General features: G+C 40.3%; 18 protein-coding genes and 1 tRNA gene. 18 read left to right on the forward strand and 1 reads right to left on the reverse strand.

The features are described from left to right. Positions 1 to 102 precede the first annotated feature (102 nt). The 5 genes from rpsO to B8983_RS07140 all read left to right on the forward strand — a co-directional run bounded on the left by rpsO (position 103) and on the right by B8983_RS07140 (position 4,123). Positions 103 to 372, forward strand: a complete 270-nt coding sequence (gene rpsO / locus B8983_RS07120) for a 30S ribosomal protein S15 (RefSeq protein WP_084283449.1) — start codon at positions 103 to 105, stop codon at positions 370 to 372. Positions 373 to 632: 260 nt separating this feature from the next. Further along, positions 633 to 2,813 (forward strand): polyribonucleotide nucleotidyltransferase, encoded by a 2,181-nt coding sequence (gene pnp, locus B8983_RS07125; protein ID WP_084283450.1) that lies wholly within the window; start codon positions 633 to 635, stop codon positions 2,811 to 2,813. A gap of 12 nt (positions 2,814 to 2,825) precedes the next feature. Continuing rightward, entirely contained in the window at positions 2,826 to 3,590 is a 765-nt protein-coding gene (tpiA, locus tag B8983_RS07130) for a triose-phosphate isomerase (protein WP_084283451.1), read from the forward strand. A 14-nt stretch (positions 3,591 to 3,604) separates the two neighbouring features. After that, a complete protein-coding gene (secG, locus tag B8983_RS07135; RefSeq protein WP_084283452.1) occupies positions 3,605 to 3,964 on the forward strand; it encodes a preprotein translocase subunit SecG in 360 nt (119 codons plus the stop codon). A 73-nt stretch (positions 3,965 to 4,037) separates the two neighbouring features. After that, a tRNA-Leu gene (locus B8983_RS07140) sits at positions 4,038 to 4,123 on the forward strand. A gap of 46 nt (positions 4,124 to 4,169) precedes the next feature. Here the strand turns inward: B8983_RS07140 and B8983_RS07145 are convergent. Continuing rightward, positions 4,170 to 4,757, reverse strand: coding sequence for a hypothetical protein (locus B8983_RS07145; RefSeq protein WP_084283453.1), 588 nt, complete (start codon positions 4,755 to 4,757; stop codon positions 4,170 to 4,172). 189 nt (positions 4,758 to 4,946) lie between these two features. On the opposite strand from B8983_RS07145, the gene B8983_RS07150 reads away from it, so the two are divergent. The 13 genes from B8983_RS07150 to B8983_RS07210 are packed head-to-tail and all read left to right on the forward strand — an operon-like array spanning position 4,947 to position 17,929. After that, the gene (locus B8983_RS07150; protein ID WP_084283523.1) at positions 4,947 to 5,306 is read left to right on the forward strand and encodes an NADH-quinone oxidoreductase subunit A; all 360 of its coding nucleotides are present in this window, start codon (positions 4,947 to 4,949) and stop codon (positions 5,304 to 5,306) included. Positions 5,307 to 5,324: 18 nt separating this feature from the next. Next, the gene (locus B8983_RS07155; RefSeq protein ID WP_084283454.1) at positions 5,325 to 5,807 is read left to right on the forward strand and encodes a NuoB/complex I 20 kDa subunit family protein; all 483 of its coding nucleotides are present in this window, start codon (positions 5,325 to 5,327) and stop codon (positions 5,805 to 5,807) included. Between the two features lie 10 nt (positions 5,808 to 5,817). Then, a complete protein-coding gene (locus B8983_RS07160) occupies positions 5,818 to 6,411 on the forward strand; it encodes an NADH-quinone oxidoreductase subunit C (protein ID WP_084283455.1) in 594 nt (197 codons plus the stop codon). Further along, positions 6,412 to 7,665 (forward strand): NADH-quinone oxidoreductase subunit D, encoded by a 1,254-nt coding sequence (locus B8983_RS07165; protein ID WP_084283456.1) that lies wholly within the window; start codon positions 6,412 to 6,414, stop codon positions 7,663 to 7,665. An 8-nt stretch (positions 7,666 to 7,673) separates the two neighbouring features. After that, a complete protein-coding gene (nuoE, locus tag B8983_RS07170; protein WP_084283457.1) occupies positions 7,674 to 8,186 on the forward strand; it encodes an NADH-quinone oxidoreductase subunit NuoE in 513 nt (170 codons plus the stop codon). Beyond that, positions 8,186 to 9,481 (forward strand): NADH-quinone oxidoreductase subunit NuoF, encoded by a 1,296-nt coding sequence (nuoF, locus tag B8983_RS07175; RefSeq protein ID WP_084283458.1) that lies wholly within the window; start codon positions 8,186 to 8,188, stop codon positions 9,479 to 9,481. Before nuoE ends, nuoF begins: the two co-directional genes overlap by 1 nt. Positions 9,482 to 9,518: 37 nt before the next feature. Then, a complete protein-coding gene (gene nuoG, locus B8983_RS07180; protein WP_084283459.1) occupies positions 9,519 to 11,834 on the forward strand; it encodes an NADH-quinone oxidoreductase subunit NuoG in 2,316 nt (771 codons plus the stop codon). Beyond that, positions 11,831 to 12,901, forward strand: a complete 1,071-nt coding sequence (gene nuoH, locus B8983_RS07185) for an NADH-quinone oxidoreductase subunit NuoH (protein WP_084283460.1) — start codon at positions 11,831 to 11,833, stop codon at positions 12,899 to 12,901. The genes nuoG and nuoH overlap by 4 nt, the downstream gene beginning before the upstream one ends. A 27-nt stretch (positions 12,902 to 12,928) precedes the next feature. After that, positions 12,929 to 13,420: an NADH-quinone oxidoreductase subunit NuoI gene (gene nuoI, locus B8983_RS07190; protein WP_084283461.1), complete on the forward strand. Its 492-nt coding sequence runs from the start codon at positions 12,929 to 12,931 to the stop codon at positions 13,418 to 13,420. Between the two features lie 12 nt (positions 13,421 to 13,432). Beyond that, positions 13,433 to 14,059, forward strand: a complete 627-nt coding sequence (locus B8983_RS07195; RefSeq protein ID WP_084283462.1) for an NADH-quinone oxidoreductase subunit J — start codon at positions 13,433 to 13,435, stop codon at positions 14,057 to 14,059. Positions 14,060 to 14,064: 5 nt separating this feature from the next. Next, positions 14,065 to 14,370: an NADH-quinone oxidoreductase subunit NuoK gene (gene nuoK / locus B8983_RS07200; RefSeq protein ID WP_084283463.1), complete on the forward strand. Its 306-nt coding sequence runs from the start codon at positions 14,065 to 14,067 to the stop codon at positions 14,368 to 14,370. Between the two features lie 24 nt (positions 14,371 to 14,394). Continuing rightward, the gene (gene nuoL, locus B8983_RS07205; protein ID WP_084283524.1) at positions 14,395 to 16,452 is read left to right on the forward strand and encodes an NADH-quinone oxidoreductase subunit L; all 2,058 of its coding nucleotides are present in this window, start codon (positions 14,395 to 14,397) and stop codon (positions 16,450 to 16,452) included. 10 nt (positions 16,453 to 16,462) lie between these two features. Further along, positions 16,463 to 17,929, forward strand: a complete 1,467-nt coding sequence (locus B8983_RS07210) for an NADH-quinone oxidoreductase subunit M (RefSeq protein ID WP_084283464.1) — start codon at positions 16,463 to 16,465, stop codon at positions 17,927 to 17,929. The last annotated feature ends 3 nt before the right edge of the window (positions 17,930 to 17,932 follow it).

Below are 17,932 nucleotides of genomic sequence, written 5' to 3' on the forward strand. Positions count from 1 at the left end.
GGCTAACCTTTGTTAGGTTAGTTTTATTAATCACGACACTTGATGCGGTTCTCTACTTAATCTAGTTGATAAGCTGCAGTGTTCGCAAGTTAGGAGTTACAAATGGCTGTAAATACAGAAGCAAAAGCAGGTATTGTTAAAGAGCACGCACGTGCTGAAAATGACACAGGTAGTCCAGAAGTTCAAGTAGCTTTGTTGACTGCTCGTATCAATGATTTAACTCCTCATTTCAAATCTAATGCAAAAGATCACCACAGCCGTCGTGGCTTGTTGAAGATGGTTTCACGCCGTCGTCGTTTGTTGGACTATTTGAAAGGTAAGGATTTAGATCGTTACCGTACTTTGATTGAAAAATTAGGTTTACGTAAGTAAATCTTCATATGCCCGCAGTTAAAAGCGGGCATTATTGTTTTATTAGTTGTTAAATAGCAGTGATTGAGTAGTCTAAAGTTTGGAAATCATCGGGTATGTGTCATTCCATAGATTGTTTCGATTGAAACAGTCTATGGAATGGCATGCCCTTTTCTAATATTTTTCTAATCGGTAGTTCTGCTCTAGTGATGTCGTGGCACTTTTACTGCGACAGTAGATTGTATGGTGTTCATACATCTATATTTATTGGAGAAAAAAAGATGAGTATGTTTAATAAAGTTACTAAAAGTTTTCAATGGGGTAAGCACACAGTTCGTATGGAAACTGGTGAAATTGCCCGCCAATCTGGTGGTGCAGTATTAGTGGATATGGATGACACGGTAATTTTGGCAACCGTTGTTGGTGCTAAAAATGCAAAACCTGGTCAAGATTTCTTTCCTTTGACAGTCGATTACGTTGAAAAAACTTATGCAGCTGGAAAAATACCTGGTGGTTTTTTCCGTCGTGAAGGTCGTCCTTCTGAAGGCGAAACATTAACTTCACGATTAATTGATCGCCCAATTCGCCCACTCTTCCCAGAAGATTTTTACAATGAAGTTCAGATTGTGATTCACGTCATGTCGATCAACCCTGAAGTTCCTGCCGATATCGTTTCTTTGATTGGTGCCTCAGCTGCTTTAGCAGTCTCTGGTATCCCTTTCAATGGACCTCTTGGCGCGGCTCGCGTTGGCTACAAAGATGGCGAGTATTTACTGAACCCAACGCGTAGTGAACAAGTTGAATCTCAACTCGATTTAATCGTTGCTGGTACACAAACTGCGGTTCTTATGGTGGAATCAGAAGCACACGAACTTTCTGAGGCCATCATGTTAGGTGGTGTTGTATATGGTCATGAACAAGCTCAAATTGCTATCAATGCAATTTTAGAATTAGTTAAAGATGCAGGCAAACCTGAATGGGATTGGAAGCCAGCGGCTAAAAATGAAGAGTTGATTGCTCGTGTAAATACGATTGCTGAGCAACCAATGAGAGATGCTTACCAGATTCGTCAAAAGCAGGCTCGTTCTACTAAATTAAAAGAAGTCACAGCAACTGTAATGACTCAACTTGCACAAGATGGAGAAGTTGATGAAGTAGCAGTTGGCAATATTTTATTTGCTTTAGAGTCAAAAATTGTTCGTAGCCAGGTATTAAGCGGTGAGCCACGGATTGATGGGCGTGATACTAGAACAGTACGTCCGATTGAAATTAGAACAGGTGTTTTACCACGTACGCATGGTTCAGCACTGTTTACTCGTGGCGAAACACAGGCTTTAGTTGTTGCAACTTTAGGGACTGCTAGAGATGAGCAAATCATTGATGCCTTAGATGGTGAGTATCGTGATCGTTTTATGTTCCACTACAACATGCCTCCGTTTGCAACAGGTGAAACTGGCCGTGTGGGAAGTCCAAAGCGCCGTGAAATTGGTCATGGTCGCCTAGCAAAACGGGCTTTAATTCCTGTATTGCCGAAGAGTGATGAATTTGCCTACAGCATTCGTTTAGTCTCTGAAATTACAGAATCCAATGGTTCTTCTTCAATGGCTTCTGTATGCGGTGGATGTTTAGCCCTAATGGATGCTGGCGTCCCTGTTAAGGCGCATGTTGCAGGTGTAGCGATGGGCTTAATTTTAGATGGCAATCGTTTTGCAGTATTGACGGATATCTTAGGAGATGAAGATCACCTAGGTGACATGGACTTTAAAGTAGCAGGAACAGCTAATGGTGTGACGGCTCTTCAGATGGATATCAAAGTTCAAGGTATTACTAAAGAAATTATGCAAGTTGCTCTTGAGCAAGCTAAAGAAGGTAGATTACACATTTTGTCTAAGATGCAGGAATCTATGGCAACTATCAGAACAGAGCTTTCTGAGCATGCTCCACGTATGGTTACAATCAAAATTCATCCAGACAAAATCCGTGAAGTGATTGGTAAAGGTGGTGCAACTATTCAAGGAATTACCAAAGAAACTGGTTGTGGCATCGATATTCAAGATGATGGCACAGTGACAATTTCTTCTACAAGCGCAACCGGTATGGAAGAAGCAAAGCGCATGATTGAAGGCATTACTGCAGAAGCAGAAGTCGGCAAAATCTACGAAGGTCCAGTCGTTAAAATTCTTGAGTTTGGAGCGTTAGTTAATATTCTTCCAGGTAAAGATGGTTTGTTACATATTTCTGAAATCGCTCATGAACGAGTCAAGGAAGTTAAGGATTTCTTGCAGGAAGGACAGATTGTTAAAGTTAAACTACTTGCTGCTGATGAAAGAGGTCGCTTGAAATTGTCAATGAAAGCGTTAACTCCTGAAGAAGGTGGACCAGTACCCCCAGTATCTCAACAAGCATCAAAAGTAGAAGTTGCTCCTGAAGTTGTTCCAACTCAAACAAGTTCGGAACAGTAATCAGGGTAACGCATGCGCAATAGGTTAATTGTTGCCAATTGGAAGTTAAATGGCAATTGGGCATTTAATGAGATGATGATTTCTGAACTCTCCGCTGGTTTAGGTGGAGTTCAGAGCCATGATCATGAAATCATTTTGTGCCCTCCTGCTATTTATTTACAGCAACTCAATGGTTTAATGGGTGACATACCCCTTTTGTTGGGTGGGCAAGACCTATCCGAGCATTTCTTTGGTGCATATACTGGCGAAGTTTCAGGTCAAATGCTTAAAGAGCTCGGCTGTAGATATACACTGGTTGGTCATTCTGAAAGAAGGGCTCGTCATCAAGAGTCGAATGAACTAGTCGCCCTAAAAGCTAAAGCAGCACTAGCTTGCGGTTTAATACCGATTATTTGTGTTGGCGAAACTCTCGAAGAACGAGAGTCTGGCAAAATGAATGCGGTCATTCAAAGACAAATTCAAAGTGTGATGGAGTGTTTAGAGGATGATATTTCTCAGGTAGTAATAGCCTATGAGCCTATTTGGGCGATTGGTACGGGTCTTACTGCAAAGGTTGAGCAAGCACAGGAAGTCCATGAATTTATTCGTGGCGTGTTAAGAGAATATAGCGAATTATCGGCACAAAAAATATCAGTTATTTATGGTGGAAGTGTTAAAGCAGCTAATGCTCCAATTCTCCTCGAGATGCCTGATATTGATGGATTATTAGTAGGAGGAGCATCTTTGTTATCCTCAGAGTTTTTAGCAATTTGTTTATCTAGTTTAAATAGTAAATAGGAAAGTAGGAATATATGGAGTGGATGAAATCGATTCTAATGATTGTGCAAATTATTGCTGCAGTCGGAGTTATAGGGCTGGTATTAATTCAGCAAGGTAAGGGCGCTGATATGGGTGCGGCTTTTGGTTCTGGTGCATCTGGCAGTATTTTCGGCGCAACAGGCTCATCAAATTTTTTGTCTAGAACTACTGGAATTTTAGCGGCTGTATTTTTCATTACCACTTTAATGATTAGTTACATAGGTAATAACAAGCCCCAAGATGCCGGCGTTTTATCGAAGCCTGGAATTGTGGCACCTTCAGACAAAGAGGAAGTGAAGTCTGTTGAGGCACCTAAGGAAGCTGAAAAAAACTCTTCCTCAGTTCCAAAGTAATAAAATTAAATATTATTTTGCTTTGCTGAGAAGAAAAAGCTAAAATAGTGGATTAAATTTGTAACAAAAAAATGCCGTCGTGGTGGAATTGGTAGACACGCTATCTTGAGGGGGTAGTGGCTTACGGCTGTGCGAGTTCGAGTCTCGCCGACGGCACCATCAACATACTAAAGAGTTCTTTCGAACTCTTTTTTTACGCCTATATTTAGTTGATCTGCCGAGAAGAAACAATGGCTTTCATGCGGTCATCATAAGAAACTTTAATGGTGTCGCCAACTTTTAATTGCTTAAAGAAACTAGATCTCGTGATTTGAATTTTCTCGTCTTCATAATTGAGGTTTTTAATCACTACATAACGTTCTTCACGATTTTTTGACAAAATTTGCGATTCAATACTCATTTTTCTAGAAATAACCTTTCCAGGTTTTGCGGTATCAGGGTTAATAGTCTGTGAAGTATCAAGAGTTTTTGATCGTATAGAACTGCTTTTAGGTAATTTTTCTATTGTTACAGAAACTTCGAGTGTTACTTTGACTTCATCTTTTATTTGGATTCGGTCAAAATTTTTCATATCTTGCGGCGCCTTGAAAACAGTTAAGCCATCTATACTTTTAAGAGTTAATTCTCTGGCCTGAGGATTGATTTCAATGACAGAGCCTTCATAGATTGAAAAATTTCCTTGATTTAATAGGATGCCATTTCCAGAGGGCTGTTTTGCATAAGCATTGCTAAGTGGCATTAAAAAAAGCAAAGCAAGTAAAGCGAAAAAAGGTTTAATGATCTGATTTTGCATGGGATTTATTCTTATCTTTAACTGAAATATTAAATCTGATAGTAAAAAAGCAATTATGCTCCGATCAAAAGGGAAGCATCATAAATTAGTCAGCAATGGTGCTATTTTTTGTTCGTTGTAATCAAACTTGTTCTACAATTACATGATTATAAAAATAATCTCGTTGTTATTTATTTACGAGGAATTAAATTGAACACAGCTAGCTACTTACCCGTTCTTTTATTTATTCTAGTAGGCATTGGGGTCGGTGTTGTACCAATGTTTTTAGGAAAAATTTTAGGACCTTCGAACCCTGAGCCAGAAAAGTTATCACCATATGAGTGTGGATTTGATGCTTTTGAAGATGCTCGAATGAAATTTGACGTCCGATATTATTTAGTCGCGATTCTTTTTATCTTATTTGACCTTGAAACCGCATTTTTATTTCCCTGGGGAGTTGCTCTCAAGGAGATTGGCTGGGCTGGATACGCATCAATGATCGTATTCTTATTGGAGTTTATCGTCGGTTTTGTCTATATTTGGAAAAAGGGTGCTCTTGACTGGGAATAGTTCAAGGTACTAAAACTTATGGCACTAGAAGGATTACTTAAAGAAGGATTTGTCACTACTTCAGCTGACAAGTTAATCAACTGGACGCGCACAGGCTCTTTATGGCCAATGACCTTTGGTCTTGCCTGTTGTGCTGTAGAAATGATGCATGCGGGTGCTGCACGATATGATTTAGATCGTTTCGGAGTGGTCTTTAGACCATCCCCACGCCAGTCAGATTTAATGATTGTTGCTGGAACTTTATGTAACAAAATGGCTCCAGCTTTACGCAAGGTCTATGATCAGATGCCTGAACCACGTTGGGTTTTGTCGATGGGTTCTTGTGCCAATGGCGGTGGATATTATCACTACTCTTATTCAGTTGTAAGAGGGTGCGACCGTATTGTGCCCGTAGACATTTACGTTCCAGGTTGCCCGCCAACTGCTGAAGCTTTAATGTATGGAATCATTCAGTTGCAAGCAAAAATTAGACGCACCTCAACCATCGCTAGAAAAGCTTGAGTAACTGTTTATGAATGAAAATTTAAATTTACTAAATCAACTTGTCACTAAGCACCTAGGCACCGAAGTACAGATTGAAATCCGTCTGAATGAATTAACGGTTACTGTACCTGCCGAGCAATATTATTCAAGTGCTCAAAAACTTAAAGAAATTTCAGATCTTGGCTTTGAGCAACTTATTGACCTATGTGGTGTTGATTATCAAGACTATGCAGACGGAACATGGTCAGGGTTAAGATTTGCAGTGGTCTCGCATTTACTGTCGGTTAAAAATAATTGGCGCTTAAGGCTCAGAACCTTTGTTCCTAATGATGACTTCCCAGTGATTGAAAGTATTACCTCTATTTGGAATTCAGCAAATTGGTATGAACGAGAAGCCTTTGATTTTTTCGGAATTATTTTCGAGGGTCACGACGATTTACGGAGAATCTTGACGGACTACGGTTTCATTGGACATCCATTTAGAAAAGATTTTCCTGTGTCTGGTCAAGTTGAAATGCGCTATGATCCTGAGCAAAAGCGAGTTATTTATCAACCGGTCACGATTGAGCCAAGAGAATTAACGCCACGAGTTATTCGTGAAGAAAGTTATGGGGTGAAATAAATGGCTGAAATTAAAAACTACACCCTCAATTTTGGTCCTCAACATCCAGCCGCACATGGTGTTTTACGCTTAGTGCTTGAGTTAGATGGCGAAGTGATTCAAAGAGCTGATCCACACATTGGCTTATTACATCGAGCAACAGAAAAATTAGCTGAATCTAGGACTTGGATTCAAAATTTGCCCTATATGGATCGTTTAGATTACGTTTCCATGATGAGCAATGAACATGCCTATGTCATGGCGATTGAAAAACTCCTCCAAGTAGATGTTCCGATCAGAGCTCAATATATTCGCGTGATGTTTGACGAGATTACTCGTTTGTTAAATCACCTTTTATGGATTGGTTGTCACGGTCTGGATGTTGGTGCAATGGCCGTATTCCTTTATGCTTTTAGAGAGCGCGAAGATTTGTTTGATATGTATGAAGCAGTATCTGGCGCAAGAATGCATGCTGCTTACTACCGTCCTGGTGGGGTTTATAGAGATTTACCGGATGAGATGCCTCAATACACTGCAAATAAAATTCGCGGTGAAAAGGCAATGAAAAAATTAAATGAGAACAGAACCGGTTCTTTGTTGGATTTTATAGAAGATTTTACGAACCGATTCCCTGGTTACGTTGATGAATATGAAACGCTCTTAACCGATAACCGTATTTGGAAACAACGGCTAGTTGGTATTGGTGTTGTTTCTCCTGAGCGCGCACTTCAATTAGGCTTTACAGGGCCGATGTTACGGGGCTCGGGAATTGAGTGGGACTTAAGAAAAAAACAGCCTTATGAAGTTTATGACAAACTGAATTTTGATATTCCAGTCGGTGTAAATGGGGATAGCTATGATCGTTATCTAGTTCGCGTGGAAGAAATGCGTCAGTCAAATAACATCATCAAACAATGTATTTCATGGTTAAGAGCTAATCCAGGCCCGGTGATTTCTGATAATCATAAGGTTGCCCCTCCTAGCAGAGTGGATATGAAATCAAATATGGAAGAATTGATTCATCATTTTAAATTGGCGACTGAAGGTTTGCACGTACCAATGGGACAAGCTTATGCTGCGGTTGAACATCCTAAGGGTGAGTTTGGCATCTATGCAATCTCTGACGGTGCGAATAAACCTTATCGATTAAAGATTCGTGCCCCAGGATTCCCACATCTTGCAGCATTAGATGAAATGGCTAGAGGACATATGATTGCAGATGCGGTGACTATTATTGGCACGCAAGACATCGTATTTGGTGAGATAGATAGGTAAGGAAGCCAATGATAAATTTATCTGAAAAAGCATTGAAAGAAATAGCAAGAAACGTTGCTAAATACCCAGCTGATCAAAAGCAATCAGCTGTGATGGCAGCGCTCGCAGTTGCACAGGATGAGTGTGGTTGGATCTCTCCAGAGGTACTTCAAGAAGTTGCAAAAATTTTAGAAATGCCACCGATTTGGGTGCAAGAAGTTGCAACTTTTTACAACATGTATAACAACAAACCGGTTGGCAAATTTAAGATTACTGTTTGCACTAACTTGCCTTGTGAGTTATCAGGTGGGGTAAGAGCCGCTAAATACATTCAAGAAAAACTTGGTATCTCTTTTAATGAGACAACCCCTTGTGGCACTTTTACCTTAACTGAGGGCGAGTGTATGGGTGCTTGTGCAGATGCTCCAGTTGCTCTTATTAATAATAAAAAAATGTGTAGTTGGATGAGTAATGAAAAGATCGATGCCATGTTGGATGAGTTAAAAGCTAGTGCATCAAGTCAAACATCAGGACAAATTTAATGACCTCATTACATAACTTACATATCAATCCGTTAATTTTGGCGGATTTAAATGGTTCTAATTGGCATTTGGCTGATTACGTATCACGTGGTGGTTACGCCGCACTAAGAAAAATTTTGACCGAAGGAATTCCCCCTGAGCAAGTGATTGCCACCGTAAAAGCATCAGGGTTACGTGGTCGTGGTGGTGCTGGATTCCCAACGGGACTCAAGTGGAGTTTTATGCCTAGGCAATTACCTGGGGATAAATATCTTGTTTGCAACTCAGACGAGGGCGAACCGGGAACCTTTAAGGATCGAGATATCCTTCGCTACAACCCACATGCATTGATTGAAGGCATGACTATTGCTGCATATGCCATGGGTATCCCTGTAGGATATAACTATATTCACGGCGAAATCTGGAATGAATATGAGATTTTTGAGCAAGCCTTAGAGGAAGCTCGTGTTGCGGGTTTCCTTGGTGAGTCAATCATGGGAACTAATTTCTCATTTGAATTATTTGCGCATCATGGTTATGGTGCTTATATCTGTGGTGAAGAAACTGCCTTGTTAGAATCCCTTGAAGGAAAGAAAGGTCAGCCGAGATTTAAACCACCTTTTCCTGCGAGTTTTGGGTTGTATGGTAAACCAACAACGATTAATAACACTGAGACCTTTGCAGCAGTACCTTTTATTTTTAAGGTTGGTCCAGAGGCTTATTTAGGACTGGGCAAACCGAATAATGGTGGAACTAAAATTTTCTCGGTTTCTGGAGATGTAGTAAGACCTGGCAATTATGAAATTCCACTTGGTACACCTTTCTCTAAATTACTTGAGTTGGCTGGTGGCATGCGGGATGGTCGTAAATTAAAAGCTGTTATCCCTGGCGGTTCTTCTGCCCCAGTGATTCCCGGCGACATGATGCTAGCCACGAATATGGACTATGACAGCATTTCTAAGGCTGGATCGATGTTGGGATCTGGTGCGGTGATTGTCATGAATGACACTCGTTGCATGGTGAAGTCATTATTACGCTTATCTTATTTTTACCATGAAGAGTCGTGTGGTCAATGTACGCCTTGCCGTGAAGGTACTGGCTGGTTGTGGCGGATGGTGGATCGGATAGAGCATGGTAAAGGTCGTATGGAAGATTTAGATCAGCTCAATGAGATCGCTGGAAATATTATGGGTAGAACCATTTGCGCACTGGGTGATGCTGCAGCAATGCCTGTTCGGGGTATGTTAAAGCATTACATGGATGAGTTTGTGTTCCACGTCGAAAATAAACGTTGTATCGTGCCCGAATATATTTGAGGCATTTAGAGTATTTAATGATTAAGGTGATTTAGAAATGGTTCAAATCGAAATCGACGGCAAACCGGTTGAAGTCAAAGAAGGTACTACGGTAATTAATGCTGCCCATCAAATTGGGACTTACATACCGCATTTTTGTTATCACAAGAAGTTGTCGATTGCTGCTAACTGCCGTATGTGCTTAGTTGAAATTGAAAAAGCGCCAAAGCCAATGCCTGCTTGTGCAACTCCAGTTAATGCTGGTATGAAGGTTTTTACTAAGTCAACGAAGGCGATTGAGGCTCAAAAGTCGGTGATGGAATTCCTGCTAATTAATCACCCCTTAGATTGTCCAATTTGTGACCAGGGTGGTGAATGCCAACTGCAAGATTTAACTGTTGGTTATGGAAAGTCTAACTCGAGATATCAAGAAGAAAAACGGGTTGTTTTCCATAAAAATGTTGGTCCATTGATTTCAATGGAGGAGATGAGTCGTTGCATCCATTGCACAAGATGTGTTCGTTTTGGTCAAGAGATTGCAGGTGTGATGGAATTAGGAATGTTAAACCGAGGTGAACATTCCGAAATCACAGCTTTTGTTGGGCAGACGGTTGATTCTGAATTATCTGGCAACATGATTGACATTTGTCCAGTTGGAGCATTAACGAGTAAGCCTTTTAGGTATGCGGCTAGAACGTGGGAACTTGGTCGTAAAAAATCAGTAAGCCCACATGATTCTTTGGGAACAAATATTATCGTTCAAACCAAAGCTGATGAAGTTAAAAGGGTAGTGCCACTAGAAAATGAGCAAGTTAACGAGTGCTGGATTTCTGATAAAGATCGTTTTGCTTACGAAGGTTTAAGAAGTGATGATCGAATCACGATGCCAATGGTTAAGCAAAATAATGAATGGATTGAATGTGATTGGCAAGATGCGCTTGAGTATGTTCAGTCAGGTCTTCAAGGAGTGAAGGCTGATCATGGAGCAGATTCAATTGCTACCTTAGCGCATCCCATATCTTCGGTTGAAGAGCTCTATCTGCTTCAAAAGTTAATGAAAGATTTTGGTTCAACCAAGATTGAAACTCGATTGAGACAAGTTGATAACCAAATCGCTCCTGGAACGAATTGGTTGGGTATGCCCGTTGAAAAACTAGAGACTTTAGATCGTTGTTTAGTGATTGGTAGTTTTTTAAGGAAAGATCATCCACTTTTAGCTGCCAGACTTCGAAAAGCAGCAAAATCTCGTCTGCAATTACTCAGAATTGATAGTGGTTCTGATAGTTGGTTAATTGATAAAACACAGGGCATTAAGGCGGCTCCTTCAACTTGGCTCAATGTTCTTATGGAATTGGCTGCTGCTATTGCTCATGAGAAGGGCATTGCATCTCCCTGTGGTCAGATGGAGATTGCAGATACTACCCGTGGCTTTGCTCAAAAATTGATATCTGGTGAGAATAAAGCGGTCCTCATTGGTAATACAGCTTTAGCCCATCCAAACTATTCACAAATTGATGCAATAGCTACTTGGATTGCAAATGCTGTCAATGCAACAATCGGCTTTTTGGGTGATGGTGCGAATTTTGTGGGTGCTCAAGTGGTCGGAGCTGTTAGCCAATTTGGTGTTCAAGAGATATTAAACTCCAATGCAAAAGCTTTTGTGCTTCTTAACATGGAGCCAACGGTAGATTTGCCGGATCCAATCTTAGCCAAATTAGCGCTACAAAATGCGCAAACGGTAATTGCTTTGTCAGCATATGCTTCTGAAGATTTACTTGAACTAGCAGATGTTATTTTGCCAATTACACCATTTGCTGAACAAGCTGGTACTTATATTAATATCGCTGGCGACATTCAAACTAGTCAAGCGAGTGTTCGTCCTCTAGGTCAAGCTAGACCTGCATGGAAGGTTTTAAGGGTTTTGGGTGGACTACTTGATTTACCAAACTTTAACTTTAATACAGTGGATGAAGTTAAAAGTAGTGCAATCGGACATTTGGGTGAAAAAGTAACGATGCCTTTACATGAGTCCATTGCAGTGAATGCACAATTGACGCCAGTTACAGATGCTTATGAGCGTTTAGCTGATGTACCAATTCATTTTACTGATGCAATCGTGCGACGCTCTTCTGCTTTGAAACTTACAGTCGATAGTAAGAAAGCACTCAAAGTGGGCGTTCCCCGCAAACTATTTGAAGAAATGAATTTAAAGGAAGGTGATGCCGTGCGTATTTCCCAGGGGGAGTCACAAGTTGTGATGCCAGTTACTTTAGAGAGTGAATTAGTAGATGGTGTGATTCGACTTTCTGCAGCGACCCCCGCAAGTGCATTGCTAGGATCCATGTTTGGCCAATTAACTTTGGAGCGTGTATGAATATTATTGAAATAATTACCGCTCAAGGTGAACAAGTTTTTGGCCAGTTGTGGCCTGTTGTTTGGGCATTAATTCGTATCGTTATTATCGTTTTACCGATGTTCGCTTGCGTAGCCTATTTAACTCTCTGGGAAAGAAAGTTAATTGGTTGGATGCATGTCCGATTAGGCCCCAATCGTGTTGGTCCTTTAGGGTTGTTGCAGCCTATTGCTGATGCTTTAAAACTGCTTTTAAAAGAAGTTATTCAGCCAACTCGTGCAAATAAAGTTCTGTTCATCATTGGTCCGATTATGGTGATTGCACCAGCCTTCGCCGCCTGGGCAGTGGTGCCATTTCAAGCGGATCTGATTTTGGCGGATGTCAATGCTGGCCTTCTTTATGTCATGGCAATTACATCAGTGGGAGTTTACGGAGTTATTCTTGCTGGTTGGGCTTCAAATTCTAAATATGCTTTTTTAGGAGCAATGCGTGCCTCTGCACAAATGGTCTCTTACGAAATTGCAATGGGTTTTGCTTTGGTTGCGGTTTTGATGGTGTCTGGTACTCTCAACTTAGGGGACATTGTAAAGGCACAATCCCATGGTATTTTTGCGGACATTGGATTGAATTTTCTATCTTGGAATTGGTTGCCGCTTTTGCCAATGTTTGTCATTTATTTTATTTCTGGCGTTGCTGAAACCAATCGTCATCCATTTGACGTGGTCGAGGGTGAGTCAGAGATTGTTGCTGGTCATATGATTGAGTATTCTGGAATGGCCTTTGCCATGTTCTTCCTTGCTGAATACGCCAACATGATTCTGATTACAACGATGTGCGCTACGCTCTTTTTGGGAGGTTGGTTGCCAATTGTTGATTTACCAATCCTAAGAGATATCCCAGGCTTTTTTTGGTTACTTCTAAAAACATTCTTATTGTTATCCGTATTCATTTGGCTAAGAGCATCTTTACCTCGTTATCGATATGACCAAATTATGAGATTGGGTTGGAAGGTTTTTATTCCTTTATCCGTGTTTTGGGTAGTTTTAGTTGGTGCTTGGGTAGTTTCACCCTTAAGCGTATGGAAATAAAGAACTGTAATTTACTGGAAAAATCAGATGTTGAATAATGTTCGCGAGTTTTTAAATAGTTTGCTTTTAAAGGAAGTCTTTAAGGGTATGAGTTTGACGGGGAAATATTTATTTGCCCCTAAAACAACTATTCAATATCCTGAAGAAAAAACACCAATGTCGCCACGTTTTAGAGGCTTGCATGCTCTCAGAAGGTATCCAAATGGTGAGGAACGTTGCATCGCTTGTAAATTATGCGAAGCAGTTTGCCCAGCTTTAGCCATTTCGATTGAATCTGACCAAAGGGAAGATGGCTCTCGAAGAACGACGAGGTATGACATTGATTTAACAAAATGCATATTTTGTGGATTTTGCGAAGAGGCATGTCCCGTTGACGCAATTGTTGAAACACATATCCACGAATACCATGGTGAGAAGCGTGGTGATTTGTACTTCACCAAGGAAATGCTCTTAGCAGTAGGCGATCAATTTGAAAACGAAATTGCGGATAAGAAATCTGCTGATGCTAAATATCGATAAAAGAAATAAGCCATGAAATTTGATTCCCTAACCTTTCTTTTTTATACTTTTGCTTCTGTTCTGGTAATCTCCGGACTCAAAGTAATTAGTACTAAAAACCCTGTTCATGCTGCCTTGTTCTTAGTGCTGGCTTTTTTTAATGCAGCTGGAATTTGGATGTTGCTACAAGCAGAATTTTTATCGATTGCACTGATTCTTGTCTATGTCGGTGCAGTAATGGTTTTATTCTTGTTTGTGGTGATGATGTTGGACTTAGATGTAGCTCATTTGCGTAGTCAATTTAAACAATTTTTACCGTTAGCATCCATCGTGGGCATTGTGATTGTCGTTGAGATGACCGTGGTACTCGTTCGAGGCTTTATTGGTTCAAGAGTTCCCATGCCACTCCAAACTCCGGTCGGAGAGAGCAACACCATGAGTTTAGGTAAGTTGATTTATGGCGACTATGTTTTTGCTTTTGAGATTGCTGGAATCATCTTGCTCGTGGCCATTGTTGCAGCTGTTGCTTTAACTTTACGTCGCCGTAAAGATCATAAATCACAAGATATCTCAGCACAAATTCGGACTAGAAAAGAAGATCGCATCCGAATCATTTCGATGCCCGCAGATGTTCAGAATCGTCAGGACGGAAAGAAATAATTCATATGATTACCCTAGCTCATTACTTAGTTTTAGCGGCCATTCTTTTTGCCACTGGAATTATTGGTATTTTTTTAAATCGAAAAAATATTATCGTTTTATTAATGTCAATTGAATTGATGCTTTTAGCGGTCAATACAAATTTTGTGGCATTTTCCCATTACGGTGGCGATATGCTTGGACAGGTGTTTGTGTTCTTTATTTTGACGGTAGCAGCAGCAGAGGCAGCCATTGGTTTAGCCATTTTAGTGATTTTGTTCAGAACTAGAGATACCGTTAGCTCTGAAGATCTAGGGCAATTGAAGGGTTAACAGGATAAATTAGTAAAAATGACAATGACGCAAACACTTAACCCCATCCTTTTACTTGCTATTCCATTGGCTCCACTCTTTGGAGCCATGATAGCTGGCTTTTTTGGTACAAAATTTTTCGGTAATTTATTAGATAAAACCTCTTGTCACCGCATAACTATTTTAGGGGTGGCTATTGCCTGTGGCCTCTCAATTCATGTATTGTTCGATGTTCTTGATGGCGCTAGATTTAATGGCAATATTTACGAGTGGATGAAATTAGGTAATGAGTTAGTTTTACCTGTTGGATTTTTAATTGATCCTCTATCCGCCATGATGATGGTTGTTGTGACCTTTGTCTCTTTGATGGTACATATTTATACCATTGGGTACATGGCAGAAGATGAGGGCTATAACAGGTTTTTTGCCTACATTTCTTTATTCACCTTTGCGATGTTGATGTTGGTGATGAGCAACAATTTTTTACAATTGTTTTTTGGCTGGGAAGCCGTTGGCCTTGTATCTTATCTTTTAATTGGTTTTTGGTACAAAAAACCTACTGCCATTTTTGCCAATATGAAAGCCTTCTTAGTGAATCGTGTTGGTGACTTCGGCTTTATTCTCGGTATAGGTTTAATCCTTGCATCTACAGGAACCATGGACTATCAGGTTGCTTTTGGTCAAGCGAATAACATTTTTGCCCAAAGTTTACCCGGCACGAATTGGAATTTAATGACGGTGACATGTATTTGTTTGTTTATTGGCGCCATGGGTAAATCAGCTCAGTTTCCATTACATGTATGGTTACCAGATTCGATGGAAGGACCAACACCAATCTCGGCATTGATTCATGCTGCAACCATGGTTACAGCAGGTATCTTCATGGTCAGTAGAATGTCACCATTTTTTGAATTATCTGATGTAGCTCTGTCATTTATTTTAATTATTGGATCTATCACAGCACTTTTCATGGGCTTTTTAGGGATTGTTCAGACTGACATCAAGAAAGTAGTTGCATATTCAACACTTTCACAGCTTGGTTACATGACGGTCGCGTTGGGTGTTTCAGCTTATCCAGTAGCCATTTTTCATTTAATGACCCATGCTTTCTTTAAGGCGCTATTATTCTTGGGGGCCGGCAGTGTCATTATGGGTATGCACCATGATCAAGATATGCGGAATATGGGTGGCTTGCGGAAGTACATGCCGATTACTTGGTTGACTTCATTGATCGGTAGTTTGGCTTTAATTGGAACACCATTTTTCTCGGGTTTTTATTCTAAAGATTCCATTATTGAAGCAGTTTCTGAGAGTCATCTGTATGGCTCCACCTTTGCTTATTATGCTGTGATGATTGGTGTGTTCGTAACAGCTTTTTATTCATTTAGAATGTATTTCTTAGTATTCCACGGTAAAGAACGGTTTGGTCTAACCCATGCTGAGCATAGTCATGATGACCACCATGATGATCACGCACATGATGAGCATCATGGCTTAGCCCCCGGTCAGAAACCCCATGAATCTCCTTGGGTCGTTACTCTCCCTCTGGTGATGCTAGCTATTCCATCTTTACTCATTGGTTTTTTTGCGATTGAGCCAATGTTGTTTGGAGGATTCTTTGAAGGCGCTATTTTTAATGATTTAGAGAAACATCCAGCGATGGAAGAGTTGCAATCCGCATTCCATGGTGCTGTGCCAATGGCGATGCATGCATTTTCTACCCTTGTATTTTGGCTAGCGTTTTCTGGAGTGGCTTGTGCTGCTGTCTTCTATTTGTGGTTGCCGATTATTCCAAGTACTATTGCCCGTATCTTTGCACCGATTAAAAATGTCTTGGATAACAAATACTATTTGGATGACTTTAATCAGTTGGTTTTTGGTCGGGGAGCAAGCTGGATTGGTGAGAGACTTTGGCAAATTGGTGATCAAAAAATGATTGATGGTTTTGTAGTCAATGGTAGTGCCAAATTCGTTGGATGGATTTCTGGTGTATCAAGGCAATTTCAAACGGGTTATTTATACCACTATGCATTTGCAATGATTATTGCAGTCATCGGTTTAGTTACATGGATTCTTTATACCCACTTGGGCTCAATTAAATAAGCGGCAGGTCATGATTTTATCTTTAGCTATTTGGATGCCGATTGTCTTTGGCATCATTATTTTAGGAAGCGGTTCAGATCGCAATCCTGGTTTTGTGCGAGGCTTCGCTCTTTTTGCGTCTATCCTAAGTTTTGTGATAACGCTACCACTGGTGATTGATTTTGATGTTGCCAAAACAACGATGCAGTTTGTTGAAAATGTGGCTTGGGTTTCACGCTACGACATCAATTATCACTTAGGGGTGGATGGGATATCTGTTTGGTTTGTTGTTCTCACTTCATTCATTACCATCATTGTGGTGTTATCTGCTTGGGAAGTGATTCAAGAAAGAGTTGCTCAGTACATGGCCGCATTTTTGATCCTTTCTGGATTAATGATTGGGGTTTTTGCAGCTTTAGATGGTTTGCTGTTCTATGTCTTTTTTGAGGCTACCTTAATTCCGATGTACATCATTATTGGTGTATGGGGTGGAAAAAATAGAATATACGCCGCATTCAAATTCTTCCTCTATACCTTGATGGGTTCTTTATTAACTTTAATTGCAATTTTATATTTATACAATGCAACGGATACCTTTGATATTTTGACTTGGCATACTGCGAAGTTAGATTTCAAAGAACAGCTATTTATCTTTATTGCATTCTTGATGGCCTTTGCTGTAAAGGTACCGATGTGGCCAGTTCATACTTGGTTGCCTGATGCTCACGTTGAAGCCCCGACTGGAGGATCAATTGTCCTAGCAGCTATTATGTTAAAACTAGGTGCTTATGGATTTTTAAGGTTCTCATTACCAATAGCTCCTGATGCAAGCTTATATTTAGCACCGTTTATGATTACACTTTCATTAATTGCGGTCATTTATATTGGGCTTGTCGCATTAGTCCAAAAGGATATGAAAAAGCTAGTAGCCTATTCTTCAATTGCACATATGGGCTTTGTAACGCTAGGCTTTTTTATCTTTAATCCCATGGGGTTTGAGGGTGGCATTGTGCAAATGATTTCACATGGATTTGTTTCTGGGGCAATGTTCTTTTCAATCGGTGTTTTGTACGACCGTATGCATACTCGTCAAATTGCCGATTACGGTGGAGTGGTCAATACGATGCCAAGATTTGCTGTTTTCGGCGTTTTATTTGCTATGGCAAATTGTGGTCTACCAGCTACATCAGGTTTTGTCGGTGAGTTTATGGTGATTTTAGGTGCGGTCGACTATGACTTCCTGATTGGATTATTGGCTGCAACTGCTTTAATTCTTGGCGCTGCTTATTCACTATGGATGACAAAGCGAGTGTTTTTTGGCGAGATTACAAACCATCATGTTGCTGAATTAAAAGATATTAATGGTAGAGAATTTTTTATTCTTGGCCTGCTCGCTATTTTGACAATTGCTATGGGTGTTTATCCAAAACCATTCACGGACATTATTCACCCGTCCACGATTGAGTTATTAAAACATATAGCTGTCAGTAAGATTTAAAAT

It is taken from the genome of Polynucleobacter kasalickyi (genome assembly GCF_900176405.1).
GTDB lineage: Bacteria > Pseudomonadota > Gammaproteobacteria > Burkholderiales > Burkholderiaceae > Polynucleobacter > Polynucleobacter kasalickyi.

Excerpts from the sequence above, each read along its gene's own strand:
- B8983_RS07195 (WP_084283462.1), top strand. The coding sequence starts at position 13,433 with ATGAAATTTGATTCCCTAACCTTTCTTTTTTATACTTTTGCTTCTGTT.
- nuoH (WP_084283460.1), top strand. The coding sequence starts at position 11,831 with ATGAATATTATTGAAATAATTACCGCTCAAGGTGAACAAGTTTTTGGC.
- B8983_RS07210 (WP_084283464.1), top strand. The coding sequence starts at position 16,463 with ATGATTTTATCTTTAGCTATTTGGATGCCGATTGTCTTTGGCATCATT.
- pnp (WP_084283450.1), top strand. The coding sequence starts at position 633 with ATGAGTATGTTTAATAAAGTTACTAAAAGTTTTCAATGGGGTAAGCAC.
- nuoK (WP_084283463.1), top strand. The coding sequence starts at position 14,065 with ATGATTACCCTAGCTCATTACTTAGTTTTAGCGGCCATTCTTTTTGCC.
- nuoI (WP_084283461.1), top strand. The coding sequence starts at position 12,929 with ATGTTGAATAATGTTCGCGAGTTTTTAAATAGTTTGCTTTTAAAGGAA.
- nuoL (WP_084283524.1), top strand. The coding sequence starts at position 14,395 with ATGACGCAAACACTTAACCCCATCCTTTTACTTGCTATTCCATTGGCT.
- B8983_RS07155 (WP_084283454.1), top strand. The coding sequence starts at position 5,325 with ATGGCACTAGAAGGATTACTTAAAGAAGGATTTGTCACTACTTCAGCT.
- nuoG (WP_084283459.1), top strand. The coding sequence starts at position 9,519 with ATGGTTCAAATCGAAATCGACGGCAAACCGGTTGAAGTCAAAGAAGGT.
- B8983_RS07165 (WP_084283456.1), top strand. The coding sequence starts at position 6,412 with ATGGCTGAAATTAAAAACTACACCCTCAATTTTGGTCCTCAACATCCA.
- tpiA (WP_084283451.1), top strand. The coding sequence starts at position 2,826 with ATGCGCAATAGGTTAATTGTTGCCAATTGGAAGTTAAATGGCAATTGG.
- rpsO (WP_084283449.1), top strand. The coding sequence starts at position 103 with ATGGCTGTAAATACAGAAGCAAAAGCAGGTATTGTTAAAGAGCACGCA.
- nuoF (WP_084283458.1), top strand. The coding sequence starts at position 8,186 with ATGACCTCATTACATAACTTACATATCAATCCGTTAATTTTGGCGGAT.
- secG (WP_084283452.1), top strand. The coding sequence starts at position 3,605 with ATGGAGTGGATGAAATCGATTCTAATGATTGTGCAAATTATTGCTGCA.
- nuoE (WP_084283457.1), top strand. The coding sequence starts at position 7,674 with ATGATAAATTTATCTGAAAAAGCATTGAAAGAAATAGCAAGAAACGTT.
- B8983_RS07145 (WP_084283453.1), bottom strand. The coding sequence starts at position 4,757 with ATGCAAAATCAGATCATTAAACCTTTTTTCGCTTTACTTGCTTTGCTT.
- B8983_RS07160 (WP_084283455.1), top strand. The coding sequence starts at position 5,818 with ATGAATGAAAATTTAAATTTACTAAATCAACTTGTCACTAAGCACCTA.